Source organism: Saccharothrix luteola, assembly GCF_020859565.1.
Taxonomy (GTDB): Bacteria; Actinomycetota; Actinomycetes; order Mycobacteriales; family Pseudonocardiaceae; genus Actinosynnema; species Actinosynnema luteola.
Genome location: NZ_JAJHUO010000011.1, coordinates 1 through 18,904 on the forward strand (window position 1 = coordinate 1; position 18,904 = coordinate 18,904).

The 18,904-nt window shown below is 70.7% G+C and carries 18 protein-coding genes; 11 read left to right on the forward strand and 7 right to left on the reverse strand.

The annotated features are described in order from the left end of the window. On the forward strand, positions 1-184 hold a 184-nt coding region (locus LNK82_RS16595), incomplete at its 5' end, for a hypothetical protein (protein ID WP_230567888.1). 58 nt (positions 185-242) lie between these two features. Here the strand turns inward: LNK82_RS16595 and LNK82_RS16600 are convergent. From LNK82_RS16600 to LNK82_RS16610, 3 genes are all read right to left on the reverse strand, one after another. Further along, positions 243-1,679 carry an aldehyde dehydrogenase family protein gene (locus tag LNK82_RS16600; RefSeq protein WP_230567889.1) on the reverse strand — a complete coding sequence of 479 codons (1,437 nt, stop codon included), beginning with the start codon at positions 1,677-1,679 and terminating at the stop codon, positions 243-245. A gap of 120 nt (positions 1,680-1,799) precedes the next feature. Then, a complete protein-coding gene (locus LNK82_RS16605) occupies positions 1,800-3,242 on the reverse strand; it encodes a DHA2 family efflux MFS transporter permease subunit (protein WP_230567890.1) in 1,443 nt (480 codons plus the stop codon). 67 nt (positions 3,243-3,309) lie between these two features. Beyond that, positions 3,310-3,969: a DUF899 domain-containing protein gene (locus tag LNK82_RS16610; RefSeq protein ID WP_230567891.1), complete on the reverse strand. Its 660-nt coding sequence runs from the start codon at positions 3,967-3,969 to the stop codon at positions 3,310-3,312. Between the two features lie 133 nt (positions 3,970-4,102). Between LNK82_RS16610 and LNK82_RS16615 the strand changes: the two genes are divergently transcribed. From LNK82_RS16615 to LNK82_RS16640, 6 genes are all read left to right on the forward strand, one after another. Further along, the gene (locus tag LNK82_RS16615; protein ID WP_230567892.1) at positions 4,103-4,765 is read left to right on the forward strand and encodes a winged helix-turn-helix transcriptional regulator; all 663 of its coding nucleotides are present in this window, start codon (positions 4,103-4,105) and stop codon (positions 4,763-4,765) included. A 97-nt stretch (positions 4,766-4,862) separates the two neighbouring features. Then, on the forward strand, positions 4,863-6,041 hold the full coding sequence (locus LNK82_RS16620) for an acyl-CoA dehydrogenase family protein (protein WP_230567893.1): 1,179 nt from the start codon (positions 4,863-4,865) through the stop codon (positions 6,039-6,041). Positions 6,042-6,076: 35 nt separating this feature from the next. Further along, a complete protein-coding gene (locus LNK82_RS16625) occupies positions 6,077-7,234 on the forward strand; it encodes an epoxide hydrolase family protein (protein WP_230567894.1) in 1,158 nt (385 codons plus the stop codon). Between the two features lie 186 nt (positions 7,235-7,420). Continuing rightward, positions 7,421-7,897 (forward strand): SgcJ/EcaC family oxidoreductase, encoded by a 477-nt coding sequence (locus LNK82_RS16630; protein WP_230567895.1) that lies wholly within the window; start codon positions 7,421-7,423, stop codon positions 7,895-7,897. A 38-nt stretch (positions 7,898-7,935) separates the two neighbouring features. Then, entirely contained in the window at positions 7,936-8,418 is a 483-nt protein-coding gene (locus tag LNK82_RS16635) for an SgcJ/EcaC family oxidoreductase (protein ID WP_230567896.1), read from the forward strand. 25 nt (positions 8,419-8,443) lie between these two features. Then, the gene (locus LNK82_RS16640; RefSeq protein WP_230567897.1) at positions 8,444-8,908 is read left to right on the forward strand and encodes a peroxiredoxin; all 465 of its coding nucleotides are present in this window, start codon (positions 8,444-8,446) and stop codon (positions 8,906-8,908) included. Positions 8,909-9,160: 252 nt separating this feature from the next. On the opposite strand, the gene LNK82_RS16645 is transcribed toward LNK82_RS16640, so the two are convergent. Beyond that, the gene (locus LNK82_RS16645; protein WP_230567898.1) at positions 9,161-9,616 is read right to left on the reverse strand and encodes an SgcJ/EcaC family oxidoreductase; all 456 of its coding nucleotides are present in this window, start codon (positions 9,614-9,616) and stop codon (positions 9,161-9,163) included. A 94-nt stretch (positions 9,617-9,710) separates the two neighbouring features. Then, the gene (locus tag LNK82_RS16650) at positions 9,711-10,892 is read right to left on the reverse strand and encodes an acyl-CoA dehydrogenase family protein (RefSeq protein ID WP_372470505.1); all 1,182 of its coding nucleotides are present in this window, start codon (positions 10,890-10,892) and stop codon (positions 9,711-9,713) included. 219 nt (positions 10,893-11,111) lie between these two features. Between LNK82_RS16650 and LNK82_RS16655 the strand changes: the two genes are divergently transcribed. From LNK82_RS16655 to LNK82_RS16670, 4 genes are all read left to right on the forward strand, one after another. After that, positions 11,112-12,476, forward strand: a complete 1,365-nt coding sequence (locus tag LNK82_RS16655) for an FAD-dependent oxidoreductase (RefSeq protein WP_230567899.1) — start codon at positions 11,112-11,114, stop codon at positions 12,474-12,476. 133 nt (positions 12,477-12,609) lie between these two features. Beyond that, positions 12,610-14,187 carry a GMC family oxidoreductase gene (locus tag LNK82_RS16660; RefSeq protein ID WP_230567900.1) on the forward strand — a complete coding sequence of 526 codons (1,578 nt, stop codon included), beginning with the start codon at positions 12,610-12,612 and terminating at the stop codon, positions 14,185-14,187. A 34-nt stretch (positions 14,188-14,221) separates the two neighbouring features. After that, positions 14,222-15,601, forward strand: a complete 1,380-nt coding sequence (locus LNK82_RS16665; RefSeq protein WP_230567901.1) for an aminotransferase family protein — start codon at positions 14,222-14,224, stop codon at positions 15,599-15,601. A 139-nt stretch (positions 15,602-15,740) separates the two neighbouring features. Then, positions 15,741-16,919 (forward strand): coiled-coil domain-containing protein, encoded by a 1,179-nt coding sequence (locus tag LNK82_RS16670; protein WP_230567902.1) that lies wholly within the window; start codon positions 15,741-15,743, stop codon positions 16,917-16,919. 310 nt (positions 16,920-17,229) lie between these two features. On the opposite strand, the gene LNK82_RS16675 is transcribed toward LNK82_RS16670, so the two are convergent. Next, on the reverse strand, positions 17,230-18,357 hold the full coding sequence (locus LNK82_RS16675; RefSeq protein WP_230567903.1) for an FAD-dependent monooxygenase: 1,128 nt from the start codon (positions 18,355-18,357) through the stop codon (positions 17,230-17,232). After that, positions 18,354-18,875: a TetR/AcrR family transcriptional regulator gene (locus LNK82_RS16680; protein ID WP_230567904.1), complete on the reverse strand. Its 522-nt coding sequence runs from the start codon at positions 18,873-18,875 to the stop codon at positions 18,354-18,356. The genes LNK82_RS16675 and LNK82_RS16680 overlap by 4 nt, the downstream gene beginning before the upstream one ends. Positions 18,876-18,904 lie beyond the last annotated feature (29 nt).

Sequence of the window (18,904 nt, forward strand, 5' to 3'; positions counted from 1 at the left end):
GGCGCGGGGGGCCCCCCACGCCGGCTGGTACCTCGCCAAGGGGCTGCTCACGGCCGAGCAGGTGCTCGACCTGCCCGAACGGGCCAACGGCATCTGCCGCCGCCTGGCCGGGCACACCGACGCCCTGACCCGGCTGCTGGAGGTCCCCGACGGCCTGCTGGGCGACTTCCCCGACACGGCCTGATCACCGGGTGTCCCGCCGTGCGCGGCGCGCACGACGGGACCGTCCCGATCGGACCGGCTCAGCGGCGGGGCAGGAAGATCGACTTGAAGGTCGAGTAGGACGCGAAGCCCTCCGGGCCCAGGTCGTAGCCGAGGCCGCTGGCGGACAGCCCGCCGAACGGCGCGCCCAGGTCCAGGTCGACGAAGTTGACGCCCATCGCTCCCGTTCGGACGGTCCGCGCCACCTCCAGGCCCCGGTCCACGTCGGAGGTCCAGACGGTGCCGCTGAGCCCGTACTCCGAGTCCTCCGCGATCGCCACCGCCTCCTCCAACGAGCGGTACGGGGTCACGGTCAGGACCGGGCCCAGGATCTCCTCGCGGGCGATCGGCGACGAGCCCTCCACGTCACCGAACACCGCGGGGCTGACGTACCAGCCGCCGTCCAGGTCGGGGCGGTCGCCGCCGGCCGCCAGGGTCGCGCCGGACGCCCGGCCCGCGGACACGAAGGACTCCACGCGGGCGCGGTGGGCCTGCGACACCATCGGGCCCATCTGGGTCGTCGGGTCCGCGGGGTCGCCGATCTTCAACGACGACGCCACCCCCGCCAGGGCCTCCACCAGCTCGTCGTGGTGACGCGCCGGGACCAGCACGCGGGTGCCGGCGTAGCAGGTGTAGCCGTTGGTCATGAAGATCGAGCCGCCCAGCGACCGGCCGACCGACGCGATGTCGGCGTCGTCCAGGACGAGGGCCGCCGAACGGCTGCTCAGCGCGAGGGACACCCGGCGCAGCAGCCGCCCGCACACCTCGCCCACCTCGCGGCCCACGGGTGTCGAACCGGTGAACGCCACGCGGTCCACCCCGGGGTGTGCGACGAGGTGGCGGCCGATGTCGGCGCCGCCGGTGACGACGTTCAGCGCGCCCGCCAGGCCGGCGCGCTCCGCGGCGGCCGCCAGTTCCAAGGCGCCCAGCGGTGTCTGCTCGGCGGGTTTGAGGACCACGGCGCAGCCCGCCGCCAACGCGGCGGCGACCTTGAACATGGCCAGGGGCTGGGGGAAGTTCCACGGGACGACGACGGCCACGACGCCGATCGGCTCGCGCCGCACCACGGTCTCGCCCTCGCCGTCGACCCGGGGTCGGCGGTCCTCCACGGGCGTCGTCGCGGCCAGACCGGCGTGGTAGCGCACGATGGCGACCGGGGCGAAACCCTCGGCCATCGTGGCCACGGTGATCGGGAGACCGTTCTGCGCGCTGGTCAACGCCGCGCGGTCGTGGGCGTTCTTCTCCAGCTCGTCCGCGAAGCGCAAGAGAAGTTCGGCCCGCTCCTCGGGGGTGATGCCACCCCACTCCGGGGAGCGCAGCGCGCGCCGCGCCGCGGCGACCGCGGCGTCCACATCGGACGCCGTTGACACGGGTGCGGCGCCGACCGGTTCACCGGTGGCGGGGGAGACCACCGCCGCCGTGCCCCCGCCGGACCGGACCCATTCCCCTCCGATGTACAGGGAATCCCTCGTCGCCATGCCGCGCCTCCGCAGTCCGTCGCGATCGGAAGCACAGTCTCCCCAGGACTCCGAGCGGAAGCTTCTTCGGGAATGCGGTGGTTCCGCGCGACCGCGGAACCACCGCACGCACCGTCGTTCTTACTTGGCGGTCTCCACGCCGACGGGCTCGGCCGCCGGCGTGGCGGACTGGCCGGCGGGGTTCTTGCCCGGGGCGAACACCGCGGCGATCATGCCGACCACCGAGGCGATCGCGCCGACCACGAAGGCGGCCTGGAAGCCGTCCATGGCCGTGGACGGATCACCGTAGCCGCCGTAGGTGGCGAAGGCCGCGCCGAGGACCACGACACCGAACACGCCGCCGATCTCGCGCACCGAGCTGTTCACGCCCGACGCGACACCGACGTCGTTCTGCGGCACGGACGCGAACACCAGGTTGATCGTCGTCGGCAGGCACATCGCGATGCCGATACCGCCGAGGATCAGCGGCACGATGAACGCGCCGTACCCGGTGTCCGGCGCCGCCACCGCGGCGATCCACGCGAGGCCGACACCCTGCAGCAGCAAGCCGCCGACCATGAACGGCCGGTTGCCCAGCTTGTCGGCGAACCCACCCGCGATCGGGGCGACCAGCAGCGGCATGGCCGTCCACGCGAGCAGCCGCAGACCGGTGCCCATCGGGCCGTTGCCCAGGCCCTCCTGGAACATCTGCCCCAGCATGAACAGCGCGCCGATCAGGGCGAAGTGCTGGAAGAACGCCGAGACGTTGGCGATGGTGAAACCGCGGATGCGGAAGTACTCCATCGGCAGCAGCGGGTGCTCGACGCGCTTCTCCCAGAACACGAACGCGACGAGCAGCGCCAGGCCGATGATGATCGACAGGAGCACCTCGGCGTTGCCCCAGCCCAGGGCGGGCTGCCGGACCGCGGCCCACACCAGCCCGAACAAACCGACCGACGCCAGCGCCAGGCCGACGAGGTCCAGCTTGGGACGCGGGCCGTAGCTCTCCCGCAGCAGCACCGCGGACAGCACGGTGGCGGCGATGCCGAACGGCACATTCAGCCAGAAGATCCAGTGCCAGGACAGGCCCTCGGTGATGAGACCGCCGACCACGGGACCGGCCGCGACGGCCAGACCCGAGACACTGCCCCAGATGCCCATCGCCATGCCCCGCTTCTCCGGCGGGTAGGCGTCGGACAGCAGCGTCAGGCTCACCGGGATCGCGATGCCCGCCGCCACGCCCTGCAGGACGCGGGCGACGATCAGGATGCCGACCGTCGGCGCCACGGCGGCCATCGCCGAGGCGATGGTGAACACCGCCAGGCCGATCACGTAGACCCTCATCCGGCCGTACCGGTCGCCCAGGGCCGCACCGGTCAGCATCAGACAGCCGAACGCCAGGTTGTAGGCGTTGATGGTCCACTCGAGATCGGCGAGGCTGGCGTTCAGGTCCTGCCGGATCGTCGGGATGGCCGTCACCACCACCATCACGTCCAGCGACGTGAGGAAGGCGGCCACCGCGACGAGCGCCAGCGTCCAGCCCGGGCGGGCCGGGCGCTGCGTTGCGGCTGAATCAGACCTCATGGCGTAACTCCCGGCTGTGGTAAGACGCGGTCCGCGTCATCGGAACTCCGTTTCTCAGGTACTGCGGTCAGGCGTCGTACTGGTCGTGGAGCCGCCACCACTGGTAGGGGGGCGTCTGCGGCCAGCCCTCGGGCGAGTCCTCCCAGGTCTCCTGCCGCCCGTAGGGCGTCAGGTCCAGCAGGACGAGGTCGTTGCGGAGGTTGTCGATACCCCGGGCCGCAGTGAAGTAGGTGCGGAACACGCGGTCGTCGTCGGTGCGCAGGAAGACGCTCAGGCCCGCGCCGCCGTGCACGCCGCAGGCGGCGTCGAAGCCGCTGCCCATGGTCGAGTACCAGGGGATGTCCCAGCCCATGCGCACGCGGTAGGGCTCGAACTGCGACACCGGCGCCGGCGAGGTCTGCACGTACGTGGTGTCGCGGGCGTGCAGGTGGGCCAGGTGGGGAGTGCTGTCGGCGGTGGCCGAGCAGCCGGGGCAGCGGTGGTCCGAACCCGGCTCCATCATGAAGTGGTAGACGATGAGCTGGCGGCGCCCGTCGAACAGCTCGACGAGGTTCTTCTTCCCGTCGACGCCTTCGAAGACGTAGTCCGTGTCGAACTCCACCATCGGCATCCGACGCCTGCGCGCGGCGAGGGCGTCCAGCGCGCGGGTCATCTTCTTCTCTTCGACGAGCAGCTCCTCCCGAGCTGCTTCCCACTCCCGCGCGGAGACGATCGGCGGCAGCTTCATGAGCACTCCTGTGGTTCGGCTTTCTTCGACTGGCGCACGCCGGCGAGGCGTGGACGGGGACACAGTAGCAGCTACTCCTAAATAAGGAGTAGCTACACTCCCACTCAGGAGTGAACGGGGTACACTCGGCCGTGTGGCAACCAGGCGCAGGTACGGTGACCGGTGTGGTGTCGCGCACGCGTTGGACGTGCTGGGTGAGCGGTGGGCGCTGCTGATCGTCCGTGACCTGCTGCTGGGTCCGAAGCGGTTCACCGACATCCAGACCGGCCTCACCGGCGCGGGACCCAACGTCCTGACGACCCGCCTCAACGCCCTCCTGGCGGCGGGCGTGGTCCGCAAGCGGACGCTGCCCCCGCCGGCGGGCTCGCGGGTCTACGAGCTGACCGAGTGGGGCGCCGAGCTGGAGCCCATCGTCATAGCGCTGGGCATGTGGGGCGCGCGGTCGCCCGTGCTGCGGCCCGAGGGCGAGCTGCGCGCGGACTCGCTCATGCTGTCGGTGCTCGGCGCGCTCGACCCCGCCTCCGCAGGGCCCGCCGGCGGCGTCTTCGAGGTCCACCTCGGCCAGGACGCCTTCACCGTCACGGTTCGTGACGCCGTACGCGTCACCCGCGGCCAGGCGACCGGTCCGCTGGACGCCACCGTCCACACCGACAGCAACACCCTGGGCGCGCTGATGGCCGGCGAAGTGGACGTGGCCTCGGCGATCACCGCGGGACAGGTCGTCCTGAGCGGTGACGAGGCCGCCGGACGCGCACTGCTGGCCGCCGTCTCCGGGATCGACGTCTCCGTGGCGTGACCAACGATCCCCGCAATTTGGGAGATGCATTATAGACCCCTTGCGGCACATGCTCCTATGCGTCACCGGCTGGTCGGGCCGAGGCACTCGGGAGGACATGGTGTTGCAGACCAAGACGCCGTCGCGCGTCGAACTCGTCAAGCGGGCGGCCGACGTCGTGCCACTGCTGCGAGAGCGATCGCTGTGGATCGACGAGAACCGTCGGCTCCCCGACGACGTCATCGCCGCCCTGGAGGACTCGGGCCTGCTGAAGATGCAGCTCCCCACCCAGTACGGCGGCTACGAGAGCGACGCCCGCAGCCTGGTCGACGTCCACGCCGAACTGGCCAAGGGCGACAACTCCGCCGCGTTCTGCGTCTCGGTGTGGGCCCTGCTGAACTGGATGGCCGGCCTGTGGCCCGACTCGGTCCAGGAAGAGGTCTTCGGCGCCAACCCCAACGCCCGCGTGTGCGGCACCCTCGCCCTGGGCGGCACGGCGGCCCGGGTCGACGGCGGCTGGCTGTTCAACGGCAGCTGGCGCTTCAACAGCGCCGTCCTGCACAGCCACTGGAAGATCACCGCCGCCATGGCCGACGACGGCAGCGGCCCGGTCACCGCCCTCATCCCGGTGCCGGACTTCCGCATCGTCGACGACTGGCACACCAACGGCCTGCCGGGCTCGGGCAGCGTCACCACCGTCGCCGAGAACGTGTTCGTGCCCGCCGAGCGGGTCATCGCGACCATGGACTTCTTCACCGACCAGTGCAAGTCCGAGACGAACAAGGTGAAGCCCGGCTACCAGGTGCCCATGCTCGTCACCTCCACGGCCGCCACCGCCGGCCAGCTGATCGGCTCCGCGAAGTACGTCCTCGAGACCTTCCTCGACCGCCTCGACGGCCGCTCGATCACCTACACGGACTACACCAGCCAGCGCGAGGCCCCGGTCACCCACCTCCAGGTCGGCGAGGCGGCGTTGCTGATCGAGGAAGCCGAGACCCGCGCGCACCTGTTCGCCGACCTCATCACCGAGAAGATGCGCACCAACGAGGAGTGGACGCAGCAGGAGCGCGTGCGCTCTCGCGTGCAGCTCGGCCGGGTGGCCCAGCTCTGCAAGCAGGCCGTCGACATCATCGCGATGGCGAGCGGCGGCTCGTCGATCTTCCGCGAGGTGCCGATCACGCGCGTCCAGCGCGACGTGCACGCGGTCTCCATCCACGCGCTGACCCACCCCGGGACCAACATCGAGCTGTACGGCCGCGTCCTGTGCGGTTTGGAACCCAACACTCCCTACCTGTGATCGACCCGTCGACAACGAACCGCTGTGGAGCAGGTATGAAGCCGTTTCGGATCGATGTACCGCAGAGTGCCCTCGACGACCTGAAAGCCAGGATCGCCAACACCCGGTGGCCGGTCGGGCTGCCCGAGGCGGGCTGGGACCGCGGTGTCCCCGTGGACTACCTCAAAGACCTCGCCGAGTACTGGCGCACCCAGTACGACTGGCGGCGCATCGAGGAGCGCTTGAACTCCACCCCGATGTTCACCACCACGATCGACGGGGCGAACATCCACTTCCTGCACGTCCGCTCGCCCGAGCCCGACGCCGTGCCGATGATCATCACGCACGGCTGGCCCGGCTCGGTCGTGGAGTTCGTCGACGTCCTCGGCCCCCTCACCGACCCGCGCGCGCACGGCGGCGACCCCGCCGACGCCTTCCACCTCGTCATCCCCTCGATGCCGGGCTTCGGCTTCTCCGGCCCCGCCGAGGCGGGCTGGAACACGCAGCGCGTCGGCGCCGCGTGGGCGCAGCTGATGAGCGAGCTGGGCTACGAGCAGTACATCGCGCAGGGCGCGGACTTCGGTTCCGGCGTCGCCCTGGTGCAGGGCCTGCAGGACTCCGAGCACGTGCTCGGAGTGCACGTGAACACCCTCGTGACCGCACCGAGCGACGACCCCGCCGACCTGGAGGGGCTGACCGACGAGGACCGCCGCCGGATGGCGCGCTCCCAGCGGTTCGTCGACATCCTGTCCGGGTCGATGAAGCTGCAGGCGACGCGACCCCACACGGTCGCCTACAGCATCACCGACTCCGCCGTCGGGCAGCTCGCGTGGATCGTCGAGAAGTACATGGACTGGGCGGACACCACCACCGCACCCGAGGACGCCGTCGACCGCGACCGCATCCTCGACATCGTCACGATCTACTGGCTCACCGGGACCGGCGGCTCGTCCGCCCAGTTCTACTACGAGAGCTTCGACTTCCTGCCCATCGGGCCCAACGCGGGCCGGTACTTCCCGCTGTCGGTGCCCGTCGGCGTGGCGGTGTTCCCGGAGCCCCCGTTCGTCCCGGTGCGCCGGTTCGCCGAGCGCGAGTTCGCCACCATCGTGCACTGGAACGAATATGACCGCGGCGGCAACTTCGCCGCGATGGAGGAACCCGACCTGTTCATCGGGGACCTGCGGGAATTCCGCCGCAAGCTGAAGCAAGGTTGAGGTCTGCGCAAGCGTGGAGATGGCAGTCCACAAGGATGCGGAGATGATTGACAGGGCGGCTGCCGAACTGGCACGGACGGTCGTGAACCAGCGGCGTGTCGCTCTTTCCACCCTCGTGGGCGGCAGGTCCCGCCCCAGTTCGGGACCTGTTCCTTCCGCCGTCCACCTAGCAACAAGGAGTCACCGATGACCAGCACGGCATCGAGTGTCGTCGATCGCGAGGCGATGCTGAACTCGTACTACGGTCCGTTCACCAGCGAGAAGGAGAAGGAAGTCCTCGGTGTTCCGCTGCGCCTCGTCGGCGCGTGGGCGAAGAACGACGCCGCCGGCGTGGCGGACACCTTCACCGAGGACGGCATCCTCATCCTGCCGGGCGACGTGTTGAAGAAGGGGCGCGAGGAAATCCGCGCCTTCATGCAGGCGGCCTACTCGGGCCCGTTCAAGGGCACCGGCGTCACCGGCAACCCGGTCGACGTCCGCTTCGTCTCCGACGACGTCGCGCTGCTGCGCACGCACGGCGGCATCCTCGCCCCCGGCGAGACCGAGATCGCGCCCGAGCTCGCGGTGCGGTCGACGTGGGTGTGCGTGAAGCAGGATGGCGAGTGGCGGCTCGCGGGCTACCAGAACAGCCCTCGGGGCGACGGCGCGACCCTGCGCTGGTAACCAGCCGGTAGTTCGGAGCGAACCAAGGAGTGCCAGAAATGCCCACAGCGACCAAGGGGTGGGGCAACGCCTCACAGCTCCTCGCCGAGGCGGGGATCAACGAGGACACGTCCTACTACCGGGGCTTCACCGCCGAGGACGAGAAGGCGGTGCTGACCGTGCCGATGCGCATCCAGGAGGCCTGGGAGCGCAACGACGCCGACATGTTCGCGGACACGTTCGCCGAGAACGGGAGCCTGCTGATGCAGGACACCCAGCTCACCAGTCGTGAGGAGATCCGCCAGTACATGGCGGAGGGCTTCCGCGGTGGTCTCAAGGGAGCCCGGGTCCGCGGTGGCCCACTGGAGATCAAGTTCCTCAGTGACACCACCGCGATGGTGATCAGCGAGGGCGGCATCCAGCTCGCCGGCGAGTCGACGACCGCACCGGAGCGCGCCGTGCGCGTCACCTGGGTGATCGTCAAGCAGGCCGACGGCGGCCTGAAGCTGTTCTCCCACCAGAGCAGCCCCCTCAAGGGCTGACGACCCGCACGACGAGAGGTGAGCCATGGCGGTCGAGGTCGGTTCGCCGGCGCCCGATTTCACCCTGAGCGACCACAACCGCGAAGTGGTGACGGCGTCGTCGCTGTGGCGGGAGAAGAACGTGCTCCTGGTCTTCTACCCGTTCGCGTTCAGCACGATCTGCCAGGACGAGATGTGCCGGGTCAGGGATGACATCGGCGAGTACGCCAACAACGACGTGCAGGTGATCGGTGTCTCCACCGACACACCGTTCGCGCTGAAGGCGTGGGCCGAGCAGCAGGGGTACGACTTCCCCCTGCTGTCGGACTTCTGGCCACACGGCGAGGTCGCCAGGAAGTACGGCGTCCTCATCGAGGAAGCCGGGATCGCGATGCGCGGCACGTTCCTGGTGGACACATCGGGTGTCGTGCGCTTCGCGGAGATCAACGGTCCCCGCGAGGTGCGCGACCAGGCCAAGTGGAAGAAGGCGGTGGCGGAACTGACCGCCTGATCCCACGTCCTGCTTCCCGACGCGTCGCCGGCCACCGGAAGGTGGTCGGCGACGCGTTTTGCGTGCCGCGGGACCACCCGGACCCCCGAGGTGGTCGGCGAACCGTCCCGCACCAACGAAAACCGCACAAGCGAAACCGCGTGGCCCGCTGCACGAGCGACACCGCGCCAGTGCCGGCGGAGACGCACCGTCCCCACACAAGCGAAACCGCGCCGCCCCCACCGAGGGGGACAGCGCGGTCGCGGTCCGGCATCAGCCCCGCATCGGGCTCGTCTGCTGGTTGAGCAGCTTCCACTCGTCGTTCCGGCGCACCGCCACGTACGTGGAGCGCATCACCCGCTCCGGCGCGACCTCCGTCTCACCGGGCAGCAGCACGCCGCCCTCCAGCACCGCCAACCCGACACCGGGCGCGATGATGCGCACCTCGACCGGCTGCTCGACCAGCGTGCTGCCCTTGTAACCGCCGGCGAACACCTCCTCCAGGTACGCGGCGATGTCCTTCGGGCCGGCCAGCGCCAGGTCGCCGATGACCATCACGCCGTCCTCGGCGAAGACCTCGGCCACGGCCGCGGGGTCGTTCGAGTCCCACGCGCCGCGGAAGCGCAGCGCCACCGTGAGCGCCGTCCCCTCCTCACCGAGCGTGTAGTCGCCGTAGTTGGTCGCCCACTGCTTGGCCTGGGCGACCAGTAACGATGCCTTCTCCGTCATAGCTGTGCCTTTCTGCGTAGAGGTGGGACTGGTCAGGCGACCTGACGGACGCGAGGCGGGGACACCCGGCCGAACATCGGCTCACCCCGGCGGATCAGACGTACAGGGTGTTGGGCTCGAGGCCGCTGAGGATCCGGCCGTACAGCTCGTAGGCGGTCGGCGGGTAGACCAGGGCGTGCAGGCCCACCGCGTGGATGTCGCGCGCGATCTTCTGCACCGGGACCTCGTCGTAGATCGACGAGCCGCCACCCGCGCGGGACAGCACGTCGACCGCTTCGGTGGCGAGGTCGCACGCCGCGCTGACGTCCACACGGCACTGCGCGCGCTCCTCCATCGTCCACGGCTCGCCGCCGGCGCCCTTGGAATCGACGAGGTCCGCCACCCGCCGGGCGTGGAACTCCGCCTGGTCGGCCTTCAGCACGGCCTTCGCCAGCTGCAGGTGGGTGATCGGGGCCTCTCGCATGCTCTCGTAGTCGGAATAGGTGATGCGGCGGCCGGGCAAGCGGTCCAGGAACACCTCGATCGCCGCACGCGCCAGACCGATCAGGACACCCACCGTCGACGCGGCGGCCACCGCGTTCAACGGGGCCTTCCACACCGGCGACGAGGCGTTCGCCACGGAGGCGTGCTCGAGCGTCACGGCCGCCGACAGCGGGAGCACCCGGTCCGCGGGCACGAAGACGTCCTCGACCGCGGTCGACACGCTGCCGGTACCGCGAAGTCCCGAAGTCTTCCAGTCGTCGATGATCCGCACGTCCCGCATCGGGACCAGCGCCAGCATCGGCTGCATACCGCCGTCCGGCGTCGGCGCCAGCGCGATCAGCTCCTGCCAGTGGCTGTGCAGCGCGCCGCTGATGAAGCTCCACTGGCCGTTGACCCGGTAGCCGCCGTCGACGGGCGTCAGCATGCCGCTCGGGCTGAGCGTCCCGCACACCCGCACGTTCTCGGTGGCGAACACCTCGTCCTGGACGTGGTCGGGGAACAAACCGACCATCCAGAGAGGAATCCACCACACCTGGGCATTCCAGGCCACCGCGGCGTCACCGCGGGCGAGCTCGGTGGAGACGGCGACCAAGGTCCGCGCCGGCGACTCGAACCCGCCGAGGCGGACCGGCCTGCGCAGCTTGAAGAACTCCGCCTCCTCGAGCCCCGCGATGACGTCGTCGTGCAGCCTGCGGTTCTCCTCGGACCACCGGGAATGCTTGCGCAGCAACGGAACCAGGTCGGTGGCGCGTTGGACCAGTTCGGTGTGAGTAGGTGTTTGCACGATGGTCACCCTGTCCTCCTCGATAAGACCCCGCATAGGCGCATCGTGAGTCCGCCATCGACGGACAGGCGACGGTCGACGACCATCCTGGCCTCGGGGACGAACCGGACGCATCTCTCGAATTGCCCTCTTCTCCGGGTCCGGCCTCCGCAACGTCGAAGATGCGCAGGTCACGCCCCCACTGTGAGCATGTTGTCGTCCCGCCCCCTGACGAGGAGCGATGTCCACATGGGCAACTACATCGGTGGTCGCGCGGTCGTGCTGGGCGGAAGCATCGCGGGCATGCTCGCCGCGAGAGTCTTGTCCGACGCGTACGAGAACGTCGTCATCGTCGACCGCGACGAGCTGTCCGACGTGCGAGACCCTCGGCGCGGTGTGCCGCAGGGACGCCACGCCCACGGCCTCCTCGCCAGGGGCCAGGAAATCCTGGAAGAGCTGTTCCCCGGCTTCCTCGCCGGCCTCGTCGACGACGGCATCCCCGTCGGCGACCTCTGCGGCGACGTCCGGTGGTCCTTCAACGGCTACCGCATCAAGGCCGCGCCGACCGGCCTGCGACTCGTCGGCATCGCCCGCCCGGTCCTCGAACACCACGTGCGGCAACGCGTCGAGGCGATCCCGAACGTCTCCTTCCGCGAAGGCCACGACGTCGTCGGCCTGGTCGCCGAAGGCGGCGTCGTCCGCGCGGCACGCGTGCAGCGCCGCCAACCCGGCGCCGAGGCCGAGCAGATCGACGCCGACCTCGTCGTCGATGCGACCGGCCGCGGCTCACGCGCGCCGGCGTGGCTGGAATCGATGGGCTACCCGCGCGTGCCCGAGGACCGCGTGAAGGTCGGACTGGCCTACACCAGCCGGAAGTACCGCTGGCACACCGACCCGCTGCGCGGCGATATGTCCATCAACCCGGTCGCCACCCCGAAGCACCCGCGCGGCGCGTTCCTGCACACCCTCGGCGGGGACCTCGGCCTGCTGTCCCTGACCGGCACCCTCGGCGACCACCCGCCGACCGACCCGGCCGGGATGCTCGCCTTCGCGAAGTCCCTGCCTGTGCCCGACATCTACGACGCGATCCGGGACGCCGAACCCCTCAGCGACCCCGTGATGTTCCAGTTCCCGGCGAGCCAGCGCCGCCGCTACGAGCGGATGGAGCGCTTCCCCGAGGGCTTCCTCGTCCTCGGCGACGCGGTGTGCTCGTTCAACCCCGTCTACGGGCAGGGCATGGCGGTGGCCGCGCTCCAGGCGCTGGTGCTCGCCGAGCACCTGTCGGCGGGCCGGGCGCCGAACCCGCTGAAGTACTTCGGCGACATCAAGTCCGTCGTCGACGTGCCGTGGGAGATCGCGGCCGGCGGCGACCTCGCGTTCCCCGGAGTGGCGGGCAAGCGCACGCTGAAAGTCCGCATGAGCAACGCCTTCATGGCCCGCCTCCAAGTGGCCGCGACGCACGACCCCGGGCTCTCGGAGGCGTTCCTGCGCGTGGCGGGCCTGGTTGACCCACCGCAGGCGTTGATGAAACCCGCGATGGTGCTGCGGGTGCTGCGCACACCGCGCACCCCCGCGCTCGACTCCGCTCCTTCTTCCCTGGAGCGGTTGCGCTAGGGCGTGACCGCGCAAGCAGGTACGTCCACATCGGCCGTTCGGACGTGAGCCGGGCCGAACTCTCCGAGGATCACCGCGCCTGGACGACCCTCGCACACCCAAGCCGCCGCAAGGCGGATATCAGGAGGACCGGATGTACGATTACGTGATTGTCGGAGCGGGGTCGGCGGGCTGCGTGCTCGCCGCCCGGCTGTCCGAAGACCCCGATGTCACCGTCTGCCTGATCGAGGCCGGTCCCACGGACGACCTGGAGACCATCCACGTCCCCGTAGCCTTCGGCGACCTGTTCCGGACCTCAGTGGACTGGGACTACGACTCGCACGAGGAGCCCCAGCTCAACCGGCGGCGCATCTTCCTGCCCCGCGGCAAGGTCCTGGGCGGCACCAGCTCGATCAACGCCATGCTGTACCTGCGCGGCAACAAGCTCGACTACGACGGCTGGGGCCAGCCCGGCTGGAGCTACGACGAACTGCTGCCGTACTTCAAGCGCTCCGAGGACAACGAGCGCGGCGCCTCGTACTACCACGGCGCCGGCGGCCCGATGAGCGTGTCGGACGGGCGCAGCAAGAACACCCAGTCCGAGGCGTTCCTCGAGTCCGCGGCCCAAGCCGGGTTCGCGTCGAACGACGACTTCAACGGCGAGTCGCAGGACGGCTTCGGCTACTTCCAGCTCACCCAGCGCAACGGCCGCCGGTGCTCGACCGCGGTCGCCTACCTGCACCCGGCCATGGACCGGCCGAACCTGACCGTGCAGACGAACTTCCAGGTGCACCGCATCGTCATCGAGAACGGCCGCGCGGTGGGTGTCGCCGGCCGCCGGTACGACGAGAACCTCACCGTCCACGCCAACCGCGAGGTGATCCTCTCGGCCGGCACGTACAACTCGCCGTTCCTGCTGATGCACTCCGGCATCGGGCCCGCCGACCACCTCGGGCTGCTCGGCATCCCGGTCGTGCACGCCAACGACCAGGTCGGGGCCAACCTCCAGGACCACCCGCTGGTCCCGCTGATCTTCGCCCACGACGAGCCGGTCAGCACCCTGATCGCCGAGCAGCCGCAGTACGTCAAGCAGTTCGAGGAGGAGGGCACCGGGCCGATGACCTCCAACGGCCCCGAAGCGGGCGGCTACGTCCGCACCCGCTCCGGCCTCGCCGCCCCGGACGCGGTGTTCTTCTCCGGTCCCATGATGTTCGCCGACAGCGGTCTCGGCCTGCCCACCGGGCACGCCATCACCTACGGGCCCGTGCTGCTGACGCAACAGGCCAGGGGCGCGGTGACGCTGGACTCCAGCAACCCCACCACGAAACCCAAGATCCAGCACAACTACTACCAGACCGAGGACGACCTCGTCACGGCCGTGGCGGCGACGCGGATCGGCATGGAGATCGCGCGGCAGAAGGCCCTGGCCCGGTTCACCAAGGACTGGTACCACGCCCCGGAGTCCGACTCCGAAGCCGACGTGCGCGCGTACGTCCGCGGCTACACCCACTCCATCTTCCACGGCTCCGGCACCTGCGCCATCGGCAAGGTCGTCGACGCCGAGCTGAAGGTGATCGGCGTCGAGGGCCTTCGCGTGGCCGACGTGTCGGTCATGCCGACCGTCGGCCGCGGCGCCCCCAACGCGTCGGCCATCGCGATCGGCGAGAAGGCCGCGGACCTCGTGCTGGGCAAGGCGCCGCTGACCGAGGGCCAGGCATTCGCCACGGCGTGACTCGGCATCCGCCGACCGGAGTTGAGGAGGAGTGTTGACCATTACCCCCGAGGTCCCGACGTTGACCGACGTGGCGACCGAACTGGAAGATCTCGACCGCAGGCACCTGTTCCGCTCCATGCAGCGAGGCGACATCACCGACCGGGTGGTGATCGTCCGCGGCCAGGGCTGCACCGTCTGGGACGCCAAGGGCAACGAGATGCTGGACGCCGCGGGCGGCGGCGTGTGGCACTCGCACCTCGGCCACGGGCGCCGCGAGCTCGGTGAGGTCGCCGCCCAGCAGATGGGCGAGATCGAGTACTTCACCAGCCTGCTGGAGTTCACCAACGACAAGGCGATCAGGCTCGCGTCCCGCATCGCGAACCTGGCACCCGAGGGCCTCAACCGGGTGTTCTTCACCAGCGGCGGCTCGGAGGCGGTGGAGACGGCGATCAAGGCCGCACGGCTCTACCACCACCGGCGGGGCGACACGGACCGCACGTGGATCATCTCGCGCCACTACTCGTTCCACGGGACCGCCTACGGCAGCGGCTCGGCCACCGGCTTCCCGCCCGTGCACATCGGGGTGGGGCCGAACCTGCCGCACGTCGAACACGTGTCGCCGCCCCACCCCTACCGGGCAGCGGAGCTCTACGGCGGCCGGGACACCACCGACTTCCTGATCGACGAGCTGGAGCAGACGATCCAGCGCCTCGGCCCGACCAACGTGGCCGCGATGATCGGGGAGCCGGTGATGGCGGCCGGCGGCGTGCTCGAACCGCCCGCGGACTACTGGCCGCGGGTGCGGGAGCTGCTGACGCGGCACGGCATCCTGCTGATCGCCGACGAGGTGGTCACCGGGTACGGCCGCATCGGCTCGTGGTTCGACTCGCCGGGGCGGGGCATGCAGGCCGACATGATCACGTTGGCCAAGGGCATCGCCGGCGGGTACGTGCCGCTGGGTGCGACGGTCATGTCGGACGAGGTGTCGGAGACGCTGCTGAGCACCGGCGGCTTCTTCCACGGCTACACCTACCAGGGCCACCCGGTGGCCTGCGCGGTCGGCTTGGCGACGATCGACATCATCGAGCGCGAGAACCTGCTGTCCAAGGCGGGCATGATCGCCGACTGGGCCCGCACCGGCCTGGCGCCCGTGGTCGACCTGCCCGCGGTCGGCGACCTGCGGATCGTGGGGTCGCTGGCGGGTCTGGAGCTCGTGGCCGACCGCACCACCCGCGAGCCGATGGCGTGGGGACCGGTCGAGCAGGTGGCCTTCGAGATCCGCAAGCGGCACGGCGTCATCGCCCGCCCCTACGGCTCGATGCTGGTCATGGCGCCGCCGTTGGTGATCAGCGAGGCCGAGATGGCCCGCGCCACCGCCGCGGTGGTCGACGTGGTGACCCACCTCCGTCCGGACGGCACCATCGCCGGCTGAGCCGGGGTGGACGGTGACAACGGTCCGAAATCCTGGCTTCCGATAAGGTTCACTTATCGGAAGCCAGGATTTCTCCGTTAGTAGCGTTGCGTTGCGACCTATAACGTTTGCTCAAACGGAATAGTGCTACGCTATTGCGGTGACGACGACGGAGACCTCCGCGCTGACCTGCAACTACCCCGGCTGCACGCGACCGGTGTTCCGGGGTACCGGGCCGGGGCGGCCTGCCGAGTACTGCGACCTGCCGGAACACACCCGGTGGCGGGCGTGGCGGGAACGGCAGCGGCTCGCGCAGGCGGCGCAGGGCGAGCAGGAGGTCGTCACCGTGACGAAAGGCCCGCAGGGGATCACCGCGGGCAAGATCAGGGCCGAGGAACTGCTGGAGCGGTTCCGGGTGTTGACCGAGCAGCTGTCGACGACGTTGACCGGGGCCGTGGCGGAGCTGTCCGCGATCGCCGACCCGAGCGTGGCCGAAAGCCAGGTGCAGGCGGTCGAGGCCGAGGCCGCACGGCGGGTCGCCGAGGCGGAGGCCGCCGTCGCGAAGGCGGAACGGCGGCGGCGCGACGCCGAACAGGCCCGACAGGCCGCCGAAGCCACCACCGAGGACGCGGTGCGCGCCGCCGAACAAGCCGAACAGGACGCCGAAGCCGCCTACGCCCAACGTGACGCCGCACGCGCCGAAGCCGACGCCGCCGTGCAACGGGCCGAGGACGAGATCGCCACCATCCGCGTGGAAGCCGCGGCAGCCGTGGACGAGATCCGACGCGACGCCCAGACCCAGGTCGACCAGGCGAAGGCCGACGCGGTCACCCACGCCGAACAGGCACGGCGGCAAGCGGTGCGGGAAGTCGAGCAGGTCCGCGCGGACGCCCAAGCCCAGGTCGACCAAGCCCGGCACGACGCGCAAGCCCAGGTCGACCGCGTCCACGCCGAAGCCCGGACCCAGGTCGAGCAAGCACGAGCGGACGCGCAGAGCCGCGTCGACCAAGCCGTCGCCGAGGCCAGGACGAGCGTCGAGCAGGCCCGAGCCGCCGCACGCGCCGAAGCCGACGCCGCGAACGAGGCGCGGATCAAGGCCGAACGCGCCGAGCAGTCCGCCCACGACGCCCGCGCCGAACTGGACCGCGCCCGAGCCGAGCTGACCGACCAGCGCGAAACCCACCGCGCCCAACTCGACCAGGCCGAACGCGCCGCCCGCGAACGCCTCGCCGCCCTGGAGGAAGCCCGCACCCAGACGCTCGTCCGGGCCGAACGCGCGGAAACCCAACTCGACCGCCTGCAAGCCGAACTGGACGCGCTGCGAGCGCAACGACCCTGAGGCGGGTCAGTGGACGACGGCCCAGGCGCGGGTGGCCGGGTCCACGTCGTCCGACCGCTCGACCCGTTCGGCGTGACGAGACGGCCATGCCCACGACGACGAGAACCGCCACCGCGCCGCACACGGCGATGATCACGGACAGCCGCCAGGAGCCGCTCACCACGACCCCGTAGACGACGAGCCCGGCCATGGCCAGGGCGGACAGCACGCCGACGACCTTCGCGGCCGTCCCCGACCGGCGACTGGTCCGGGGTGTCCGTCGTGTCGCGATCGTAGGCGCGGTGTCGCGGTGTTGTCCCGGCCTTTCGGCTCAGCCGAGGGTGACCGGTTTGCCCACCAGGGTCGTCGCCACCACCCGGTCGACGCCGGGTAGGCCGGACAGCCTCATCGCCACCCGACGGGCCCGCAGCCGCCACGGCGACGCGGGCAGGAACCAGCGGGCGCCCGACCGTGCCACCTGCTGCTTCGCCGCCACGACCGGCCGCCACGCGCGTTCGTACGCGGCGAGGTCGTGCAGGTGCTCGGCCAGTACGTACGCCCCGCCGATCCCGAGCGACGCGCCCTGCCCGGCCAGCAACGACACCGCGCCGCACGCGTCACCCACCAGCACCACGCGCCCGGACGACCACTTCGGCAGCTCCACCTGGGCGACCTGGTCGTAGTAGACGTCCTCCGGGCACCGGTCCAACGCCCGCGGCACGACCCACCCCAGCGACCCGTACACCCGGACGACCTCGGCGCGCGGGTCGGCGGGCAGGTCGGGTGCAGGCGTGCGGTGCACGGTGAACGCCGCCACCCGTCCGTCGCGCAACCCGTAGAACCCGACCTGGCGGCTCGTGGTGTCGGTGACGCAGAACCGCCCGGCGACCAGTTCGTGCACCGACGGGTCGTCGAACGTGAACGCCGCCGTGTGGAACCCCAGGTACCGCACGTGCCCGTCGCCGAACACGAGCCGCCGCACCGCCGAGTGCACGCCGTCCGCGCCGACCAGCAGGTCACCGGACGCCGTGGACCCGTCGGCCAGCCGCACGTGCACCCCGGTCGGGCCGTCCTCGACGCCGACGACGCGGGCGCCGAACCGCAGCGTCACGCCGGCGGGCAGGTCTTCGCGGAACGCGCGCTCGACGTCCGGTCGCATGATGCTCACCAGCCGTCCGTTCACCGCCCGTGCCATGCGGTCGAACCGCAGCCCCGCCACCCGCCGTCCCCGCGCGTCGACGTACGCGGCCTCCTGCACCCGGTAGCCGAGGTCGAGCAGGCGCGGCAGCACGCCCATCCGCTCGGCCGCGTCGTAGCCCGGCCCGAAGAAGTCGATCATGTACCCGGACGTGCGGGGCCCGGCGGCCTGCTCCAGCACGACGACCTCGTGCCCGAGCGTCCCCAACCGGTGCGCGAGCGCCAGTCCGGCGATCCCGGCCCCGCTGATCAGGACCTTCATCGCAGCACCCTCCCCAGCACGGGCACGACGACGTCCGCCGACAGGTCGGGTGACAGGGCGCGGTGCAGCAGCACGCCGTCCACGGCCGCCGCCAGCACCGCGGCGGTGGCCTCCGGTGTCGGCACGTCGCGCGATTCCAGCCACGCGGCGAGCGTGCGGCGGAAGTCCACCAGCACCTCGCCGACGGCGTGGCGGAGTTCGTCGTTGCGGGTCGCGGCGAGGAACGTCTCGGTGAACAGTTCCTGCCCGCCGTGTCCGTCCAACGCGCCCAGCAGCAGCGCCAAGGCGTCCGACGGTGTCGAAGCGCGTTCCAGCACCGACGCGAGACCGTCCACGGCGGACCGCAGGGCGCCGACGGCGGCCTGCACCAGCACGGCCTGCGTGGAGTCGAAGTGGTAGTGCACGACGCCGGATCCGACGCCGGCGCGTTCGGCGAGCACCCGGGTGCTCACCGCACCCCAGCCCTTCTCGGCGATGAGTTCCGCGGCCGCGCGCAGCAGCCGTTCCCGAACCGTCATTGGACGATCGTACTGGACGATCGTACTGG

What these genes read in the sequence shown, in the direction of transcription:
- LNK82_RS16600 (WP_230567889.1), bottom strand. Translation starts at nt 1,679, where the DNA reads ATGGCGACGAGGGATTCCCTGTACATCGGAGGGGAATGGGTCCGGTCC.
- LNK82_RS16605 (WP_230567890.1), bottom strand. Translation starts at nt 3,242, where the DNA reads ATGAGGTCTGATTCAGCCGCAACGCAGCGCCCGGCCCGCCCGGGCTGG.
- LNK82_RS16610 (WP_230567891.1), bottom strand. Translation starts at nt 3,969, where the DNA reads ATGAAGCTGCCGCCGATCGTCTCCGCGCGGGAGTGGGAAGCAGCTCGG.
- LNK82_RS16620 (WP_230567893.1), top strand. Translation starts at nt 4,863, where the DNA reads ATGGTGTTGCAGACCAAGACGCCGTCGCGCGTCGAACTCGTCAAGCGG.
- LNK82_RS16625 (WP_230567894.1), top strand. Translation starts at nt 6,077, where the DNA reads ATGAAGCCGTTTCGGATCGATGTACCGCAGAGTGCCCTCGACGACCTG.
- LNK82_RS16630 (WP_230567895.1), top strand. Translation starts at nt 7,421, where the DNA reads ATGACCAGCACGGCATCGAGTGTCGTCGATCGCGAGGCGATGCTGAAC.
- LNK82_RS16635 (WP_230567896.1), top strand. Translation starts at nt 7,936, where the DNA reads ATGCCCACAGCGACCAAGGGGTGGGGCAACGCCTCACAGCTCCTCGCC.
- LNK82_RS16640 (WP_230567897.1), top strand. Translation starts at nt 8,444, where the DNA reads ATGGCGGTCGAGGTCGGTTCGCCGGCGCCCGATTTCACCCTGAGCGAC.
- LNK82_RS16645 (WP_230567898.1), bottom strand. Translation starts at nt 9,616, where the DNA reads ATGACGGAGAAGGCATCGTTACTGGTCGCCCAGGCCAAGCAGTGGGCG.
- LNK82_RS16655 (WP_230567899.1), top strand. Translation starts at nt 11,112, where the DNA reads ATGGGCAACTACATCGGTGGTCGCGCGGTCGTGCTGGGCGGAAGCATC.
- LNK82_RS16660 (WP_230567900.1), top strand. Translation starts at nt 12,610, where the DNA reads ATGTACGATTACGTGATTGTCGGAGCGGGGTCGGCGGGCTGCGTGCTC.
- LNK82_RS16675 (WP_230567903.1), bottom strand. Translation starts at nt 18,357, where the DNA reads ATGAAGGTCCTGATCAGCGGGGCCGGGATCGCCGGACTGGCGCTCGCG.
- LNK82_RS16680 (WP_230567904.1), bottom strand. Translation starts at nt 18,875, where the DNA reads ATGACGGTTCGGGAACGGCTGCTGCGCGCGGCCGCGGAACTCATCGCC.